The organism is Brachyspira hampsonii 30446 (assembly GCF_000316195.1).
GTDB classification, from domain to species: domain Bacteria; phylum Spirochaetota; class Brachyspiria; order Brachyspirales; family Brachyspiraceae; genus Brachyspira; species Brachyspira hampsonii_C.
In genome coordinates, this window is the sequence record NZ_JH994111.1 from 1,705,791 (window position 1) to 1,723,682 (window position 17,892).

The window sequence follows — 17,892 nt, forward strand, 5'->3', positions numbered from 1 at the left end:
GCACCGTTGGCTTTCAAAAAATTCACCATCTCTTCCTGTTCCTTTTCCTCTGCCATGCTTAATGCCGTTTTTCCATTAGGTGCTTTATGATTTATATCCGCTCCTGCATCTAGTAAAACCTGAGCCATTTCTAAGTTTCCTCTAATAGCTGACCCCATTAATGCCGTATACCCCTCTTTAGTAACAGCTTCAATATCCGCTCCAGCATTTAATAAAGCCTCAACTATTACTATATGATCTTCTATAGCAGAAACTATCAATGGACAATATCCTACATTATCACCTTTGTTAATATCAGCATTATTTTTTATTAATTCTTTTACAATATCACTGTGTCCGTCTATACATGCAGCCAATATAGGTGAAGTACCATCATCAGCTGTAATATTAACATCAGCATTATTTTTTAATAATTCCCTCACTACCTCTATTCGTCCAAACCTTGATGCATATATTAAAGCAGATCCTCCATTAGATCCTTTTTCATCTATATTTGCCCCAGCTTTAATTAATTCTCTTACAATAACAGCATCGCCAATAATAGCTCCCATCATTATGGCAGTATCTCCAAAATTATTCTTTTCATTTACATTAACATCTAATTTTATAAGCTCTTTAACTATATCAGTATATCCGCTGTCTGATGCCACCATTAAAGGCGTACTTCCATTAACATCTTTTACATTAATCTCAGCCCTTGCATTAACAAGCATTTTAAGAACAGATAAATTACCATTAACACAAGCCCACATTACAGCAGTCCATCCATCTTTATTTTTAATATTTAAATCAGCACCTTTTGATATTAAAGTTCTTATAGTACTATTATTCCCCTCTAATACCGCAGCCATTATAGGAGTATTTCCAAAACTATTACCAATATTAATATCAGCACCGCTTGATAACAACTCTTCTACAATCTTATCCAACCCAAGAAGCGAAGCCCATATAAGCGGAGTATTGCCTTCTGCATCTTTAACATTCACATCAGCACCATCTTCTATCAATTTCTGTAAAGTCTTAATATCATTATTGGCTATAGCCTTTATTATTGGTATATTTACAGGAGGCTCCTGAGACTCCTGAGAATATAAAATACCTGTAATCAAAAGAAAAATTATAATTAATGATTTTCTTAACATAATACTTTCCAAAGCATAAGATTTAATTATTATACCATATATGTAATATTATTATAATCATTAATATTACAATTTTTTTATTTTTTTAATAAAAAAAGAATTATTCATATTGATAATAACATGTATACATACTATTGTTTACAAATAAATTACACAATGAAGAAAAGTTGATGCTATTTTGGAAAAAAATATTTTTTATTTATTTAATATTAATTTTTTCACTATTTGCCGCTGAAAAAACTCCAATGGATTACCTAAACGACAACACCCCATTAAAACCTACAAAAGTATTTAATAATGTATAGGTTCTGTGAGTGTTGCCGCTTGGGTAATAAGTACATCAGAAGGCTTAATATTAATAGATTCTATGTGGGACAACAGAGATGCAAAACTCATATAAGACGGCATTAAATCTTTTGGATTATATCCAAAAGATTTGAAATATATTAGACTTGTTTCAAAACTACTTGACAAGATTATATATGAAAATTTCGTAATTTTATAATTTACAAAATAATGTTTCACATGTTTTATAAATTATTATTTTAGTATATAAATATGCAGTCCTTCGCCGCAGGCGTACTTCGTATGGGTCACCAAAAGAAGTGGGGTGTGGGGGCTAGTCCCCACAAAATTATAAAAAATTAGTTTTGAAACAAGTCTATTATATTAAGTCATGGACATGGAGATCATTACGGCGGAGCTAATTATTTGAGAGAAAAATACAAAGCTAAAGTTATACTTACAAAAACAGATACAGATTTAATGTACAATTTAAATACAGGGGCAAATTCACCTCGTTCTCCAAAGACAAAAGTTGATATATATTCAAAAGATAAAGATATAATAAAACTTGGCGATACAAGCATAACTATATTAGAAACTCCCGGACATACACCCGGATGCACTTCTTTTATATTTCCTGTTAAATTCAGAGGAAAAGAATACACTGCTGTGCTTTGGGTAGGAACAGGTCTTCCAAAAGATAGAGATTCTATATAAAAATATAAAACTTCAGCCGAATATTTTAAAAAAGAAGCTGTTTCAAGAAATGAATTAGTATCATTAACAGCACATCTATTTGCAGATAATGGATATGCTAACTTAGAAAAGGCAGGCAGTCTAAAAGAAACAGAAGAAAATCCATTTATTATGTCAAAAGATAATATGGAAAAATATTTAAACTCTTTAATAGAAAGAGCTGAAAAAGAATTAAATAAATAAAAATAATTATTAACAGAAAATTAAATATATACTATCATAATATTAGTTTATGATAGCATTTTTTATGAGGAGTATAATATTAAAAATATAGGATATGATGTTTGCTATACTGCAAGAAAAATATATCAGTATATAGGCAAACAAATAAATGGATTTGATATTACACCGGAACAATTAATAGTTTTAAAAGAGCTTGCCAAAGAGGAAGGAATATCTCAAAAAGAATTATCATTAAGACTTGATAAAGATCAAAATACTGTTAAAGCAATGATAGATAAATTAGAAATAAAATCTTTCATAATAAGAAAAGAAAATAACCTAGATAGAAGAGCTTTTTCATTATTCCTTACAGATAAAGCCAAAAAAGATCTTCCTATTATAGAAAATTATGAAAATAAAGTTTTGGAAAATATAGTAAAAGAATTAAACAATGAAGATAAATATAAATTCATATCTATATTAGAAAAAATCAGAAAAAATATATCAGATGTATAAAGGCAAAGAATAATATCTAATTATAAAATTATTCTTCACCTTTAAATATTATTTATTGCTGAAATAATACAGCTTTGAAATTTCTTGCTATATTACAAGCAACTTCATAAAAATGTTCAGCAGGCTCTGCTTCAAATACTTGATTCAAACATTCATTAAATAAATTAAGCCAAACATCAAAAAGTTTGATATCAAAAGGAAGTAAGTTAATATGAGGCTGTACAGGATTTCCCATATATAACCTTTGATTTAAAAGCATAGTTTTCCAAAATTTTGCTATTTTTTCTTTATGTCTTTCCCAAGAAGCATCATCGATACCAACTGCCCCATTAAATATAGGTCCTAATTGCTCATTTGTTCTAATTCTGGCATAGAATATATCCATTAACTTTTCTATACCCTCATTGTTTATTTCATTGTATTTCATACTTTATCCTCGTTTTTATTATTCAATATATTTTTATTATTTTACTTATTTTTCTTATAAATTACAAGTATATTTTTAAATAATTAATATTGTCATCAATCATCATATTTTATTCATTATAGAATTTAAGTTTTAGCATTTATTAAGATATAAGGTAATAGTTAGTTACTGCATATTTTTTAATTATTAATTACTAAAATTTTTTATTATAAATGGCATTTTATATTTTTAATATTTTAATTTTAAATAAAAAAATACGGGAAGATAATTAATATATCTTACCCGCATCTTGATATAAACTAATAAAAATAATATTATTTTTTAGTATAATCGTAGAAACCTTTTCCTGTTTTTTGTCCTAGTAATCCACCTCTAACCATTTTTCTAAGTAAAGCACTAGGTCTGTATTTAGGATCACCTGTTTCTCTTTGTAGAACTTCCATAATAGCAAGCACTATATCAAGTCCTATTAAATCTCCTAAAGCAAGAGGACCCATTGGGTGATTAGCACCTAATTTCATAGCATTGTCAATACCCTCAGCAGAAGCAATACCCATAGCATATAAATCAATAGCTTCATTAATCATAGGAACAAGTATGCGGTTAACAACGAAACCAGCTGTTTCATTAACTTCTACCGGAGTTTTACCTATTTCCTGAGATATTTTGATAACTTTTTCAACAACATCTCTAGGAGTATTAAGTCCTGAAATAACTTCAACTAATTTCATAACAGGAGCAGGATTAAAGAAGTGCATACCTACAACAGGTCTTCCTATTCCTGAACTTATTTCTGTGATAGAAAGAGAAGAAGTATTAGAAGAGAATATACAATCAGGTTTACAAATTTTATGTAATTCAGAGAAAGTTGTTTTTTTAACTTCCAAATTTTCAAAAGCAGCTTCAATAATTAAATCTGCATCTTTACAAATATCTTTTAAACCAGTAGTGATTTTAGATAAAATTTTATCAGCATCAGCCTGCTGCATTTTACCTTTAGCTACTCTTCCAGCAAAACTTTTAGCAATTTTTTCTTTACCGCCAGCAGCAAATTCTTCTTTTATATCGCACAAATAAACTTCATAACCTTCTGTTTGAGCAAAAGCTTGTGCTATACCAGAACCCATAGCACCAGCACCAATTACACCTACTTTCATTTTATAACTCCTTAATTTTTATTATTACAGCTATAACTCATTTAATAAGATTTATTTTTTATCATCATTAGATTTATAGCTTTAAATATTTTATTATTTATTAACAAATTTTTCAACTTTTCTTTTTTCTAAGAAAGCTTTCATACCCTCTTTTTGATCCTCAGTTTCAAAACAATCGCCAAATAATTTCTCTTCTATAACGATAGCTTTGTCCATATCAACTTGTAAGCCTTCATTAATAGCTTTTTTACAATTTCTCACAGCTATAGGAGCAGCAGCAGCTATAGAATTAGCCAATTTTTCAGCAGCAGCCATAAGTTCTGCCTGAGGATAAACAGCATTAACAAGTCCTATTCTTAATGCTTCATCAGCTTTAATATTTTTAGCACTATAAATTATCTGTTTAGCCATGCCTACTCCAACTATTCTAGGAAGTCTTTGAGTACCTCCGAAACCAGGAGTAATTCCTAAACCTACTTCAGGCTGACCAAATATAGCATTATCAGAACAAATACGAATATCGCAGCTCATAGCTATTTCACATCCTCCGCCCAAAGCAAATCCATTAATAGCAGCTATTACAGGAATAGGGAAAGTTTCTATTTTTCTAAATATATCATTTCCTTTTTTACCAAAAGCTTCACCTTCTGCTTTGTTAGATGTACTCATTTGAGATATATCAGCACCAGCAACAAAAGATTTTTCACCGGCACCTGTTAATATTAAACATCTTATATTATTAAGATCTACAGAATCAAAAGTTTTTTCGATTTCATCTAAAACCTGAGAATTTAGGGCATTAAGAGCTTTTTCTCTGCTTATGGTTATAATACCAATCATACCTTTTTCTTCATATTTAATGAATTCCATTTTTTCTCCTTATCACTAAAATATTATCATAACCCATAATTTTTATATTATTACTAGCCTTTGTATTAAATAAATAATACAAAGGCTAATAAATTAATAACCTTAATTATTTAAAAGTTATTTTCATTAATAAATCAGACTAAACACTATCTATATTTAATAAACAAAAAAATACTATTCTCTTTCTACTATAGTAGCACAGCCCATACCGCCGCCGATACAAAGAGTAGCAAGTCCTCTCTTAGCATTTTTAGCTTCCATTTCATGAAGTAATGTAACTAAAATTCTGCAGCCTGAAGCACCTACTGGGTGTCCTAAAGCAATAGCTCCGCCATTAGGGTTAAGCTGTTTTTCTACATCAATACCTAATTCTTTACCAACAGCAACTGACTGAGCAGCGAAAGCTTCATTAGATTCAATGATATCGAAATCTTTAATAGTTAATCCTGTTTTAGCCAATAATTTTTTAGTAGCAGCAACAGGTCCGATACCCATAATTCTAGGTTCAACACCGCCTAAACCGCCTGCAATCCAAGTAGCCATAGGTTTAATACCTAATTCTTTAGCTTTTTCTTCGCTCATTACTACTACTGCAGCAGCTCCGTCATTAATACTAGAAGCATTACCAGCTGTAACTTTTCCGCCGTCTGGTTTGAAAGCTGGTTTTAATTTAGCTAAACTTTCTACTGTAGTTCCAGGTCTTGGACCTTCATCTTTATCAAATACTACCTCACCTTTTTTAGTTTTAATAGTTACAGGTACTATTTCTTTTTTGAAAGCGCCAGCTTCCTGAGCTTTAACAGCTTTTTGCTGAGAATTAGCAGCAAATGCATCTAATTCTTCTCTTGTAAGTTTCCAATCATCGCAAACATTTTCTGCTGTTATACCCATGTGATAGTTATTGAATGCATCCCAAAGAGCATCATTAACCATAGTATCGATTATTGTATCATTACCCATTCTGTAACCATAACGAGCTTTTTTAAGTGCATAAGGTGCTAATGACATATTTTCAGTACCGCCGGCAACTACTATATCAGCATTTCCAGCAGCTATCATATTAGCAGCAATATTTACTGCATCAAGTCCTGAACCACAAACAACATTTATTGTCATAGCAGGTACTTCTACAGGTAAGCCTGCTTTTATAGAACTTTGACGAGCAACATTCTGACCTTGTGATGCTTGTATAACACAACCCATATATACCATATCAACTTGATTAGGAGCAACTTTAGCTCTATTTAAAGCTTCTTTTATAACTATTGCACCAAGTTCAGCAGCTGGAACTGTACTTAAAGATCCGCCCATACTTCCTATTGCTGTACGGCAGGCACTTGCTATTACTATTTTTCTAGACATTTTTAATCTCCAAAGAATTATTAATTTTCACATTCATATTTAAATATAAAATATCAATGTGTTGCTTTTATTATAGTACATTTTTTTATTAAATTCAATTAAATATTAATTTTTTTTATTATAAATAATAATAGTATATTATCTGCATCATTCTTAGTAATAAACTAACTAAATAACGACTTTATTATCACATAATTACAAAATAAATCACATTGATATATATTAACATATCATACATCTATATTATGTATATATAATTTTTTATATCTTTTTATTAGTTTTTATGATAAAATATAAATACTATGATTAAAAATATTGTAAAATTACCGCAATCTGTAGCTAATCGTATAGCTGCTGGAGAAGTTATAGAAAGACCTGCATCTATGCTTAAAGAATTATTAGAAAATGCAATAGATTCAGGGGCTTCAAATATAGAAGTTTCTGTAGAAGAGGCCGGAATTAAATCTATGATAGTAGAAGATGATGGAATCGGAATAAGATTCAATGAACTTCCTCTAGCCATAACTCATCATGCCACAAGCAAAATACATTCTATAGAAGATTTGGATTCAATATATACATTAGGCTTTAGAGGAGAGGCTTTAGCATCTATATCTGATGTTACGAATTTAGAAATTGTTTCAAAAAATGTAGAAGAAAGCAATGGAGGAAAAATAGTAGTAGAAGGAGGTAAGATAATAGAACATAAACCTGCTGCTGCTTCACAGGGTACAAAAATTATAGCTAAAAATTTATTCTTTAATATACCTGCAAGATACAAATTTCTTAAACATATTTCAAGAGAATTTTTCCTAGTCAAAGAAGTTTTTGATATGGAAGCATTAGTACAGCCTAATATTTCTATGAAACTTAAAAATAATGGTAAAGTTGTAAGTTCATATATAAAAGCGGATACTTTAAAGGAAAGAATAGAAAATTATTTATCTGACAGCAATATATTTAGAAATTTAATAGAAATTGAGATAGAAAAAGATGATATATCAATATACGGTTTATTTTCAAATTCTAAAATAAGCCAATCTATAAGAAAGAATAATTTCATATTTCTAAATAAGAGACCTATAGAAAATAGAGTTCTTGCCTATGCTATAAAAAATGCATATTCAAATGCCATACCTAAAGAGAGATATCCATTCTTTTTCCTATACATTAATATTGACAGCGGTAAAATAGATGTGAATGTGCATCCTAGTAAAAAGGAAGTAAGAATAAAAAATGAAAGAGAAATATCAGGGATACTGTATAATACTATAGTAAACAATATAAACTCAGGAAACAATAATTTAGATTCTGTTAACATAGAAGTAGATATTGATAAAGATATAACACCTACTTTTCCAATGCAGAATAATAATTACAATACATATAATAATGAATCAGCAAATGAAAAAAAATATGATAATATAAACTATTCAAATAGCAGCTATATAAAATATGATTTAAATAATAACAATAACAATATAACGACAATAGAAGAAAATAGTATTAATAATAAAGCAATAAATTTAAACAATAATAATTTTAATAATACAGAATTTGGCGAGTATACAAGAGCCATAGGACAGGTATTTTCCTCATACATAGTAGCCGAACGCGGCGGAGAAATGTATATAATAGATCAGCATGCCGCTTATGAAAGGCTTAATTATGAAAGAATATACAAAACTCTTATCTCAAAAAAAATAGAGTACGAAAAACTTCTTATACCATGCGAAATTGAGTATAGAAATTATGAAATAGATATTTTAAATGCCTCAAAAGAATCAATAGAATCAATAGGTATAAAATTCGAAGCCAACTCAAAACATAGCATTATAATAGAAGATATACCAATATATATTCCTAGAAACCAAAAAATAGAGAAAATAATAAAAGACATTTTGGATATATATATTTCAAAAGGAGATAATAACAATTTAGAAAAAGTAATAAAGCATACTTGCTCTACTATATCATGTAAATATTCTCCGAAAGCTGGAGATAAACTTTCAAACAGTGATATGCAGACATTACTCGATTTACTTGAAGAAGAAAATATACTTACAAATTGTCCCCATGGAAGACCTTTTGTATTAAGACTTTCAAAAGAATATTTAGATAAAAAATTCTTTAGATGATATATTTTTTTATTAATAAACTTGTTTCTAAACTAATTTTATTTATTAATTATTTGGACTAGCCTTTGAATATAATAGTAGTACCAAACAAGTTCTTTTGTGATGCTGTAAGTACCGACAAAGTCAGCCTCACAGGTGTCAGTAGGTGTTGGCATACCAAAGAATGAATTTTATATATTATTTAAATATTATTATCCTACATTTAAAACTAAAACAATATATAAAAAATTACTATAAATAAAAATCATAGAATGTGTTTTAATATTACTATATAAATTCACAAATTTCAGCATCTCTACTCTATTCATCTAAGTTAAATTTATTTGTATAATATCCGATTTTAAAATGTAAAAATAACTTGAAAATCTTTAAATAATAATGTTAAATATATTAATAATTTTAAGGCAGGTTTATTATTAGAAATATAAAAAAGAATATAATAATTATTTTCCTTATAATAATAATGTTATTTGCAAACTCTTGCGACACTTTTGATATGTATATAAGAAAAGCATTAGACGGTGTAAATTTATACGAACTTAGTATTTTTGGGGAATCACTTGGACGAGATATAAAAGTTGTAGAGCTTAGAGGGTTTGATGTAAATAATTTTAGAAGCGACAGAGTTTCATACTATATAAATAGATATCAGGGTAGCTGGAAACCTTATATGCAGAAAATTATAGACAGAGCCCAAATATACTTACCTTATATAAAAGAGGTATTCAAAGAAAAAGGAGTTCCGGAGGATTTAGTATATTTACCTATAATAGAAAGCGATTTCAATCCTCAGGCAGTTTCTCATGCAGGTGCTGCCGGACTTTGGCAGTTTATGCCTATGACAGGTGCTATATATAATCTTAAAGTTAATTATTGGTCTGATGACAGATTTGACCCTGAGCGTTCTACAAAAGCAGCTGCAGATCATTTAGTAAGACTCGATAAAAACTTTAAATCTTGGGTAATAGCTTTAATCGCATATAATGCCGGAGGAGGAAGAATATCAAGGGCTATAAGAGAAGTAAAAAGCAATGATTTTGAGGATTTACTAGAGGCAGGCGTACTTCCTAAGGAAACCGAGGAGTATATACCTAAATATGTTGCTGCTGTTATAATAGCTAAAAATCCTGAAAAATTTGGTTTTAAAGTAAATAAGCCTAAAGTAGTATTTCCTCAGGGTGATTTAGTTTATGTTGATGATGCTGCTGATTTATCCGTTATAGCTAAGATGATAGATGTTGATACTGAAGATTTAAAAGCTTTAAATCCTCATTTAGCAAGAGGGGTAACACCTCCAGGTATGGTTAGGTATCCTTTAAGAGTTCCGGAAGGATTGGGAAATAAATTTAATGAAACTTTTGCTAAAATACCTGCTTCAGAGAGAGTTACTTTCAGAAGACATGAAGTAAAAATGAATGAAACTCTTTCTCATCTTTCTAAATTTTATGGTGTGCCTATAAATGCCATAGTAGAAATAAATAAATTAAAATCAAGAAGTCTCAATATAGGTCAGCAAGTAATGATTCCCATCCAAGGTCTTGACAATGCTAAACAGGTGGATTTGGCACAATATGAAGAAGAACAGCAAAGAATAAGAGAAGGTAAATTTGTTTATTTTGAATCTTTGCCACCTCCTGACTATGAATATAAAGATATAATGTATCATGTCAGAAGCGGAGATACTCTTTGGATTATCGCAAGAAGATTTCATATTGATATAGCAGAAATAAAAGCTTGGAATAAATTAAACAGCAATGTTCTTTCTATAGGAACAGAAATATTTTTAAGAATTCCTGTAAATAAATAATATTATTTGAGTTTTTCATTTATGAGAGTTTCTAATCTATTCAGTATTTTAGTTCTTCTCTCCCAAAGATAATCAACCATAGAATCATATATTTTTATTTGTTTTTGAAAAGAATCAAATAATTTGTCATCTTTATGTAACTTTTCTATTTCTTTGATAAGTTCTGTATTGTCTTCATCTTTTTTAAAAAATAGTAATGCATTTTTATTAACTAAATCAAGTTCTATATTTTCATCGCCATTATATATAGGTATGCAGCCTGATTTAAAAGCATCAAAAAGTTTTTCAGTTATATATCCATCGCTAATAGTATTTTCAGGACATATATTGAATTTAAAATCTCTTAGATATTCTATTTTATCATTATTAAAATCTTGTTTTAATGTATCATCATTATGAAATAACTTTCCCGGACAGCTTATATTATCTATTTTAGATATTTTATCATACATTTGAGTTCTTATATTGGTTGCATCATGACTAGCGACCAATGAAGCAAATTTATTTTTTTTGGATTTAGCACTATTAATATTATCTATAACTTTTTTTATATCATCTTTAGTATAATCTTTATTGTCTAATAATCCATAAAAATTATAAAATATCCAAATTGGAAAACGCACATAATTTTGATATTTATTTTCATCTAATCTTTCAAAACTAAGTGATAAATCAACATAATCAATGCAGTTATCAGAATATTGTGCCCAAGTTTTATCAATAGCATTTTTAGATACGCATTCACCCGTATAAAATATTTTTATTTTAGCTTTAGAATTCTCTAAAAAATATCTTTTACCTACAGGTCCGAAATACTCTATATCTGGATTATACCCTATTTCTAAATCACTAATATAATATTTTTTTATTAAATTATAAAAAATGTTTTGACTAAACTCTTTTTCATTTACAGACCAATCATTCCTTACAAAAAATGTTTTTTTATTTTTTATATTATTTTTATAATGATTATAGTTTATTTTGTATCCTAAATCTTTTAAATAAATAGAATCCATTCTTATTTTATTTCTTATGCTTCTTATAGGAATAGGCCAAACTAAATACTCAATCAAATTCTTTTTTAATAATAATTTATAGCTCATAAATACTTTATTTTTTTAATTTATCTAAACTTAAGCCTACACTATTTAAATCATATTCAAGCATTATTTTTACTAGTTCTTTAAATGTAGTTTTTGGTTTCCATCCTAATTTTTCTTTAGCTTTTGTAGGATCTCCAAGTAAAAGATCAACCTCAGCAGGTCTATAATATCTAGGATCTATCTCTACATATTTTTTCCAATCAAGTCCTACAAGTCCAAAAGCTTCATCTAAAAATTCTCTTACTGAATGAGTTTCACCTGTAGCTATAACATAATCATCAGCATTATCCTGCTGCAGCATAAGCCACATAGCCTCAACATAATCTTTAGCATATCCCCAGTCTCTTTTTGAATCCAAATTACCTAAATATAATTTATCCTGTTCTTTATTAAGTATTCTAGCTATAGCATGCGTAATTTTTTTTGTTACAAAAGTTTCACCGCGTCTTGGACTTTCATGATTAAATAGTATTCCATTACATGCATACATATTATAGCTTTCTCTGTAATTGACAGTTATCCAATATGAATATAATTTAGCACATGCATAAGGACTTCTAGGATAGAAAGGTGTTTTTTCAGTTTGCGGAGTTTCAACAACTTTTCCATATAATTCGCTTGTTGATGCCTGATAGAATTTCGTTTTTATTTGAGTATCTTTTATAGCATCAAGTATTCTTATAGTACCAAGACCTACAACATCAGCAGTATATTCCGGCATATCAAAACTTACTCTTACATGACTTTGAGCTGCTAAATTATATATTTCATCAGGCTGTATTTTTTCTAATAATCTTGATAAATTTGAGCTATCTGATAAATCTCCGTAATGAAGAAACATTTTTACATCATTAATATGCGGATCTCTGTATAAATGATCTATCCTTTCAGTATTAAATGATGAACTTCTTCTTATTATGCCATGTACTTCATATCCTTTCTCTAATAAAAGTTCCGCCAAATATGAACCATCTTGTCCTGTAATTCCTGTAATAAGTGCTTTTTTCATGTTATATCCTATTTGTTATAGTTTTTTAAAAAATCTTCATAAGCTATTTTTAATCCGTCTGCAAGTTCTATTTTGTATTTCCAACCTAAAGAATTTATTTTACTAACATCAAGCAGTTTTCTCATAGTGCCGTCTGGTTTAGAGCTGTCCAATTTTATTTCTCCTTCAAAACCAACAGTTTTTTTTATTAATTCAGAAAGTTCTTTAATAGTAACTTCTTTTCCAGAGCCTATATTAATAAATTTACCTATATCTTTAGCATTTTTATTTTCCATTAAATAAAGGCAAGCCTCTGCTAAATCATCAGAGGACATAAACTCTCTCAAAGGAGTGCCACTTCCCCAAATAACAGTTTCTTTCAAATTATTTATTTTTGCTTCATGAAATCTTCTAATAAGCATTGGTATAACATGGGCATTTTCAGCATGATAATTGTCATTTATACCATAAAGATTGCATGGCATTACAGCAATATAATTTGTATTATACTGTCTATTGTAAGCATCGCATAATTCTATACCAGCTATTTTAGCCAAAGCATAAGTCTGATTTGTACTTTCTAAATATCCAGAAAGCAAATATTCTTCTTTTATAGGCTGAGGACATTCTTTAGGATATATACAGCTTGAGCCTAAAAACATCAATTTTTTAACATTATATTTATATGATGCTTCTATTATGTTATTCTGTATTTGAAGATTATATAATAAAAAATCAACAGGGTATGTGTTATTTGCGTATATTCCGCCTACCTTTGCAGCTGATAAAAATAACCACTCTGGTTTTTCTTTTTCAAAAAAATTAAATACTTTTTCTCTATCTCTTAAATCTAATTCTGAGTGAGTTTTTCTTATGATATTAGTATATCCATTCTTAGTAAGTACTCTGTCTATAGCACTTCCTACTAAACCTTTATGACCAGCTATGTATATTTTTATATTTTTATCCATAACTATTATTTCCTCTTATTATTTATCTTTTCCTGTTATAGCTTCTACAATATTCACCAAATTTCCTATAGAACGATTGAAATACACCAATACATCTCCGTATAAATGAGCATTTAAAGCAGGTATTAATGATTTATCAACATTATCATAATGTCTTTCTCTGGCTTCATAATAGAATGCTTTTATTTCATGATATTTCTGCATAGCTTCATCATAAGTCTTTTCCTTATTTAAAGAATAATATTCAAGTATTAATCCTGATAAATAATCTATAAAATCTTTATTATTATGAAGCATTTTTATTATATCTTCTTTTTGAGTTTCATTGAATAATGTCTTCTTTTCATTTCCTTTAATAATAGCCTTTCCTAAATCTTTTAAATTATCCCCTAAATTCTCATAATATGTACTTATATTAATAAGAGAGGCAATATTAGCTGAATTTAAAGTATTTTTACCTAGTAATTTTAATAAAAAAGCATGAATTTCCTGATCCGTATTATCCAGCATTTTTTCATGATCCCTTATCTTTGTAAGAAGCCTTTCACTAGGATTATCAAATAATTGCTCTATTCTTGCAAGCATTTTTTTTAGCAATATCTCCCATATATGTTACTTCCTTCCTTACTTCTATTTCAGCAGAAACAGGCATATTAAGAAGTTTATCAGAAAGAACACTCACATGCTTTTCATCTTCTTTATCTTTAATAATGAAACAAACTATCTTTTCTAACTTTTCTGTTAGGAAATAAAATACTATAACATTTATAATATTAAACATAGTATGTGCAGCCGCTATATAAAATGATATATTGACATACTTATTATTTACTACAAGATTAGGATCTCCTATATTCATAAGCCCCACAATTATATCAACTAATTTTATATAGTATGGGAATAGGAAGAACATATATATAACACCGAATATATTAAATAAACAGTGAACTAAAGCAGCTCTTTTAGCATTTGTAGAAGCTCCTATAGTAGCCAAAACAGCTGTAATTGTAGTACCTATATTTTGTCCTAATATTAATGCCACACCTGTAGGGTAATCTATCAATCCTACAGTTGCTAATGATATAGTAACACCCAATGCCGCACTGCTTGATTGTATTATTGCAGTAACAATCATACCTATCATTACGCATAAAAATCTTCCGTACATTGTATTTGCATTTGCCATTAAAAAGACTTTTTCAAAATCTTCAGAGCCTCTCACACCTTCAAATGCCATTTTCATAAGTATAAGTCCGTAAAATATCATACCAAAACCCATCAGTATTTCACCAAAGAATCTTAATCTTCTATTCTCCGAACCAAATATTACTATTATAGAACCTATGCCTAGAGAAGGCAATGCTAGTACATCTATATTCAATGATATTATCCAACCTGTAACAGTTGTACCTATATTTGCTCCTAATATGATATTTATTGCCTGAGAAAGTGTAAGAATATTAGCATTAACAAAACTTACAGTCATTACAGTAACCGCACTGCTTGACTGAACTATTGCTGTTATTAAAAAACCCAAAGCTATTCCAAATATTTTATTTTGAGTTAGTTTATGCAGTATTTCTTTTAGTGCATTTTCTGTACTTTCCTGAAGACCGTCAGAGAATACTTTAAGACCGTACATAAAAAGTCCGAATCCGCCGACTAAATAAAAAGACAATGTTAAAAGCATATATATATATCCTATAAATTTTATAAAACTAGGCCTGCTTAGAATATCATAAATAGATAAAAAGTCAATCAAAATAAATTATTATGTTAACAAACCATAACATTTATATACTTTTATCTAAAAATAATATACGATAATATATACAAAGTAATATACTTCTTCAAAAAGTAGTTAATAAGATTAATTACAGAAATTATTTAATTTTAAAATTGCAAATACGATGTTTTAAATGCTGCATAATCTATTATTTTAGCATATAAACATGCATTTTTTGTTTGCTTATACCTGCCTACACCAGCCATAGGCAAGCTTTACGAGCAGGACTTCTTCGGAAGCAAAATAAGTAAAGCCTTACTAAGTATGACTTGTTCCTCTCAAGGCTAGTCGGCACAATTATATAAATAGTTTTAAAATAAGCCTATACTAGACTTGTTTCAAAACTCAAATTTTTAATATTTATAGTTTTTTAATTTAATATTTTTTTGATTATAGTTGGGGCTTCACAGTCGTGCACCGCTCTGCGTACTTCGTAAAACCCCACTTCTTTTGTGACGCCTGTCCGCCTTCGGTGTGGCACATACGAAGTACGCCTCACTGTGTGTGCCTACGGCAGGCGAAAGACTGCATATTTATATACTAAAACAATAATTTATAAAACATGTCAAACATTATTTTATAAATTATAAAATTACGAAATTTTCATATATAATCTTGTCAAGTAGTTTTGAAACAAGTCTACTATAAAATTACTTAATATGGAATTCTAAAAATACGGATATATATCTTATCACAACTTATGTATTTTATTAATTTTTCATTTTTTTCTATAAAAAATATATTAATTCTTCTTTTTTTTAGGTTAATATTTTTATTAATAGAAATTCGAGTTTAATATAGCCTCAAACATACTTCATAAAATACAACATTTCAAACATTTTTTTAAATTTTCATATAAAAAATTGAAATTTATAAAAAAAATATTAATTTAACAAAAAAACCGGTAACATTACTATTGACAATAATACTATTTAGTGTATAATGTTTTCAACAAATAAAAATTAAAAATAGGGGGATTAACTATGAACGAACAATTAGAAGCTATTTATAACAAAATAGTGAAAAGAAATCCTGGCGAAGTAGAATTTCACCAAGCAGTAAAAGAAGTATTAAGCACTTTGGAAGTTGTATTAAAGAAAAAACCTCATTATGTTGAACAAAAAATAATTGAGAGAATGTGTGAACCTGAAAGACAAATAATGTTCAGAGTTCCTTGGATGGACGATAAAGGCGAAATACAGGTAAACAGAGGATTCCGCGTACAGTTTTCAAGTGTAATAGGACCTTACAAAGGCGGACTTCGTTTTCACCCATCTGTTTATTTAGGTATTATTAAATTCTTAAGTTTTGAGCAAATATTCAAAAATGCTCTTACAGGCTTACCTATAGGCGGTGGTAAAGGCGGTTCTGACTTTGACCCTAAAGGAAAAAGTGATAATGAAGTTATGCGTTTCTGCCAAAGCTTTATGACAGAGCTTCAAAGACATATAGGTTATGATATTGATGTACCTGCAGGCGACATAGGAGTTGGCGGAAGAGAAATAGGTTATTTATTCGGACAGTATAAAAGACTTAAAAACAGATTTGAGCCAGGTGTATTAACAGGAAAAGGTTTAGGCTACGGCGGTTCTTTGGTTCGTACTGAAGCTACTGGTTACGGACTTGTATATTTCACTGACCTTATGCTTAAAACTAACGGCAAAAACGGTTTTGAAGGTAAAAAAGTTGTAGTTTCTGGTTCTGGTAATGTTGCTATATATGCTATGGAAAAAGCTGCTCAATTAGGTGCTAAAGTTGTTGCTTGTTCTGACTCTAACGGAGTTATTTACGATGAAAACGGCATTAATTTAGACACTGTAAAAAGATTAAAAGAAGTAGAAAGAAAAAGAATTAAAGAATATGCTTCTGCTCATTCTTCTGCTAAATATTTAGAAAATGGAAACATTTGGGACATTGCCTGCGATATTGCTATGCCTTGTGCTACTCAAAATGAGCTTGATGCTAAAAGTGCTGAAACATTAGTTAAAAACGGATGTATATCTGTTACTGAAGGAGCTAACATGCCTGCTACTCCTGAAGCTGTTGAAATATTCCAAAAAGCTGGAGTATTATTCGCACCAGGAAAAGCTACAAATGCTGGAGGTGTTGCTACTTCTGCCTTAGAGATGCAGCAAAATGCTTCTATGGATAAATGGGATTTTGATTATACTGATAACAAACTTAAAAATATTATGACTAATATCCATAATACTTGCTATCAAACTGCTGAAGAATACGGTTGTAAAGGTGACTATTTGAAAGGTGCTAATATAGCTGGATTTGTTAAAGTAGCTGATATAATGATACCTTACGGTTTAGTTTAATACTTTATAGTTTTTGGTAATGCTGTTAGTATAAAAATACTGACAGCATTATGTTTTTTAAATAATTCTAAAGCAATCTAATATAACTCATCAAATAT

General features: G+C 29.0%; 13 protein-coding genes and 1 pseudogene. 5 read left to right on the top strand and 9 right to left on the bottom strand.

Translation table 11 applies throughout. From position 1 onward, the window contains the following. Nucleotides 1-1,142, bottom strand: a 1,142-nt coding sequence (locus tag A966_RS12115; RefSeq protein ID WP_008726034.1) for an ankyrin repeat domain-containing protein, incomplete at its 3' end; no start/stop codon positions are given. A gap of 666 nt (nt 1,143-1,808) precedes the next feature. Here A966_RS12115 and A966_RS13860 point away from each other — a divergent pair. Both A966_RS13860 and A966_RS13305 read left to right on the top strand, forming a co-directional pair. After that, the gene (locus A966_RS13860) at nt 1,809-2,144 is read left to right on the top strand and encodes an MBL fold metallo-hydrolase (RefSeq protein WP_256093393.1); all 336 of its coding nucleotides are present in this window, start codon (nt 1,809-1,811) and stop codon (nt 2,142-2,144) included. Between the two features lie 381 nt (nt 2,145-2,525). Beyond that, nucleotides 2,526-2,861 (top strand): MarR family winged helix-turn-helix transcriptional regulator, encoded by a 336-nt coding sequence (locus tag A966_RS13305; RefSeq protein WP_256093392.1) that lies wholly within the window; start codon nt 2,526-2,528, stop codon nt 2,859-2,861. A 52-nt stretch (nt 2,862-2,913) separates the two neighbouring features. On the opposite strand, the gene A966_RS12130 is transcribed toward A966_RS13305, so the two are convergent. From A966_RS12130 to A966_RS12145, 4 genes are all read right to left on the bottom strand, one after another. Next, complete coding sequence (locus tag A966_RS12130; protein ID WP_008726043.1) at nt 2,914-3,288, bottom strand: group III truncated hemoglobin; 375 nt, start codon at nt 3,286-3,288, stop codon at nt 2,914-2,916. A 314-nt stretch (nt 3,289-3,602) separates the two neighbouring features. Continuing rightward, complete coding sequence (locus tag A966_RS12135; RefSeq protein ID WP_008726045.1) at nt 3,603-4,445, bottom strand: 3-hydroxyacyl-CoA dehydrogenase family protein; 843 nt, start codon at nt 4,443-4,445, stop codon at nt 3,603-3,605. A 93-nt stretch (nt 4,446-4,538) separates the two neighbouring features. Further along, nucleotides 4,539-5,315 carry an enoyl-CoA hydratase-related protein gene (locus A966_RS12140; RefSeq protein WP_008726047.1) on the bottom strand — a complete coding sequence of 259 codons (777 nt, stop codon included), beginning with the start codon at nt 5,313-5,315 and terminating at the stop codon, nt 4,539-4,541. A gap of 174 nt (nt 5,316-5,489) precedes the next feature. Next, entirely contained in the window at nt 5,490-6,677 is a 1,188-nt protein-coding gene (locus A966_RS12145; RefSeq protein WP_008726049.1) for an acetyl-CoA C-acetyltransferase, read from the bottom strand. Between the two features lie 302 nt (nt 6,678-6,979). On the opposite strand from A966_RS12145, the gene mutL reads away from it, so the two are divergent. Both mutL and A966_RS12155 read left to right on the top strand, forming a co-directional pair. After that, nucleotides 6,980-8,815: a DNA mismatch repair endonuclease MutL gene (gene mutL / locus A966_RS12150; protein WP_008726052.1), complete on the top strand. Its 1,836-nt coding sequence runs from the start codon at nt 6,980-6,982 to the stop codon at nt 8,813-8,815. 463 nt (nt 8,816-9,278) lie between these two features. Then, the gene (locus A966_RS12155) at nt 9,279-10,622 is read left to right on the top strand and encodes a LysM peptidoglycan-binding domain-containing protein (RefSeq protein ID WP_039955672.1); all 1,344 of its coding nucleotides are present in this window, start codon (nt 9,279-9,281) and stop codon (nt 10,620-10,622) included. Between the two features lie 2 nt (nt 10,623-10,624). On the opposite strand, the gene A966_RS12160 is transcribed toward A966_RS12155, so the two are convergent. The 4 genes and pseudogenes from A966_RS12160 to A966_RS12175 form a co-directional block, all read right to left on the bottom strand. Then, nucleotides 10,625-11,725 carry an LPS biosynthesis glycosyltransferase gene (locus A966_RS12160; protein ID WP_008726055.1) on the bottom strand — a complete coding sequence of 367 codons (1,101 nt, stop codon included), beginning with the start codon at nt 11,723-11,725 and terminating at the stop codon, nt 10,625-10,627. A gap of 7 nt (nt 11,726-11,732) precedes the next feature. Next, complete coding sequence (gmd, locus tag A966_RS12165; protein WP_008726057.1) at nt 11,733-12,734, bottom strand: GDP-mannose 4,6-dehydratase; 1,002 nt, start codon at nt 12,732-12,734, stop codon at nt 11,733-11,735. Nucleotides 12,735-12,742: 8 nt separating this feature from the next. Continuing rightward, nucleotides 12,743-13,684: a GDP-L-fucose synthase family protein gene (locus tag A966_RS12170; RefSeq protein WP_008726060.1), complete on the bottom strand. Its 942-nt coding sequence runs from the start codon at nt 13,682-13,684 to the stop codon at nt 12,743-12,745. Between the two features lie 18 nt (nt 13,685-13,702). Further along, nucleotides 13,703-15,374: pseudogene (locus A966_RS12175) on the bottom strand (Na/Pi cotransporter family protein). 1,079 nt (nt 15,375-16,453) lie between these two features. On the opposite strand from A966_RS12175, the gene gdhA reads away from it, so the two are divergent. Then, nucleotides 16,454-17,794 (top strand): NADP-specific glutamate dehydrogenase, encoded by a 1,341-nt coding sequence (gene gdhA / locus A966_RS12180; protein WP_008726062.1) that lies wholly within the window; start codon nt 16,454-16,456, stop codon nt 17,792-17,794. The last annotated feature ends 98 nt before the right edge of the window (nt 17,795-17,892 follow it).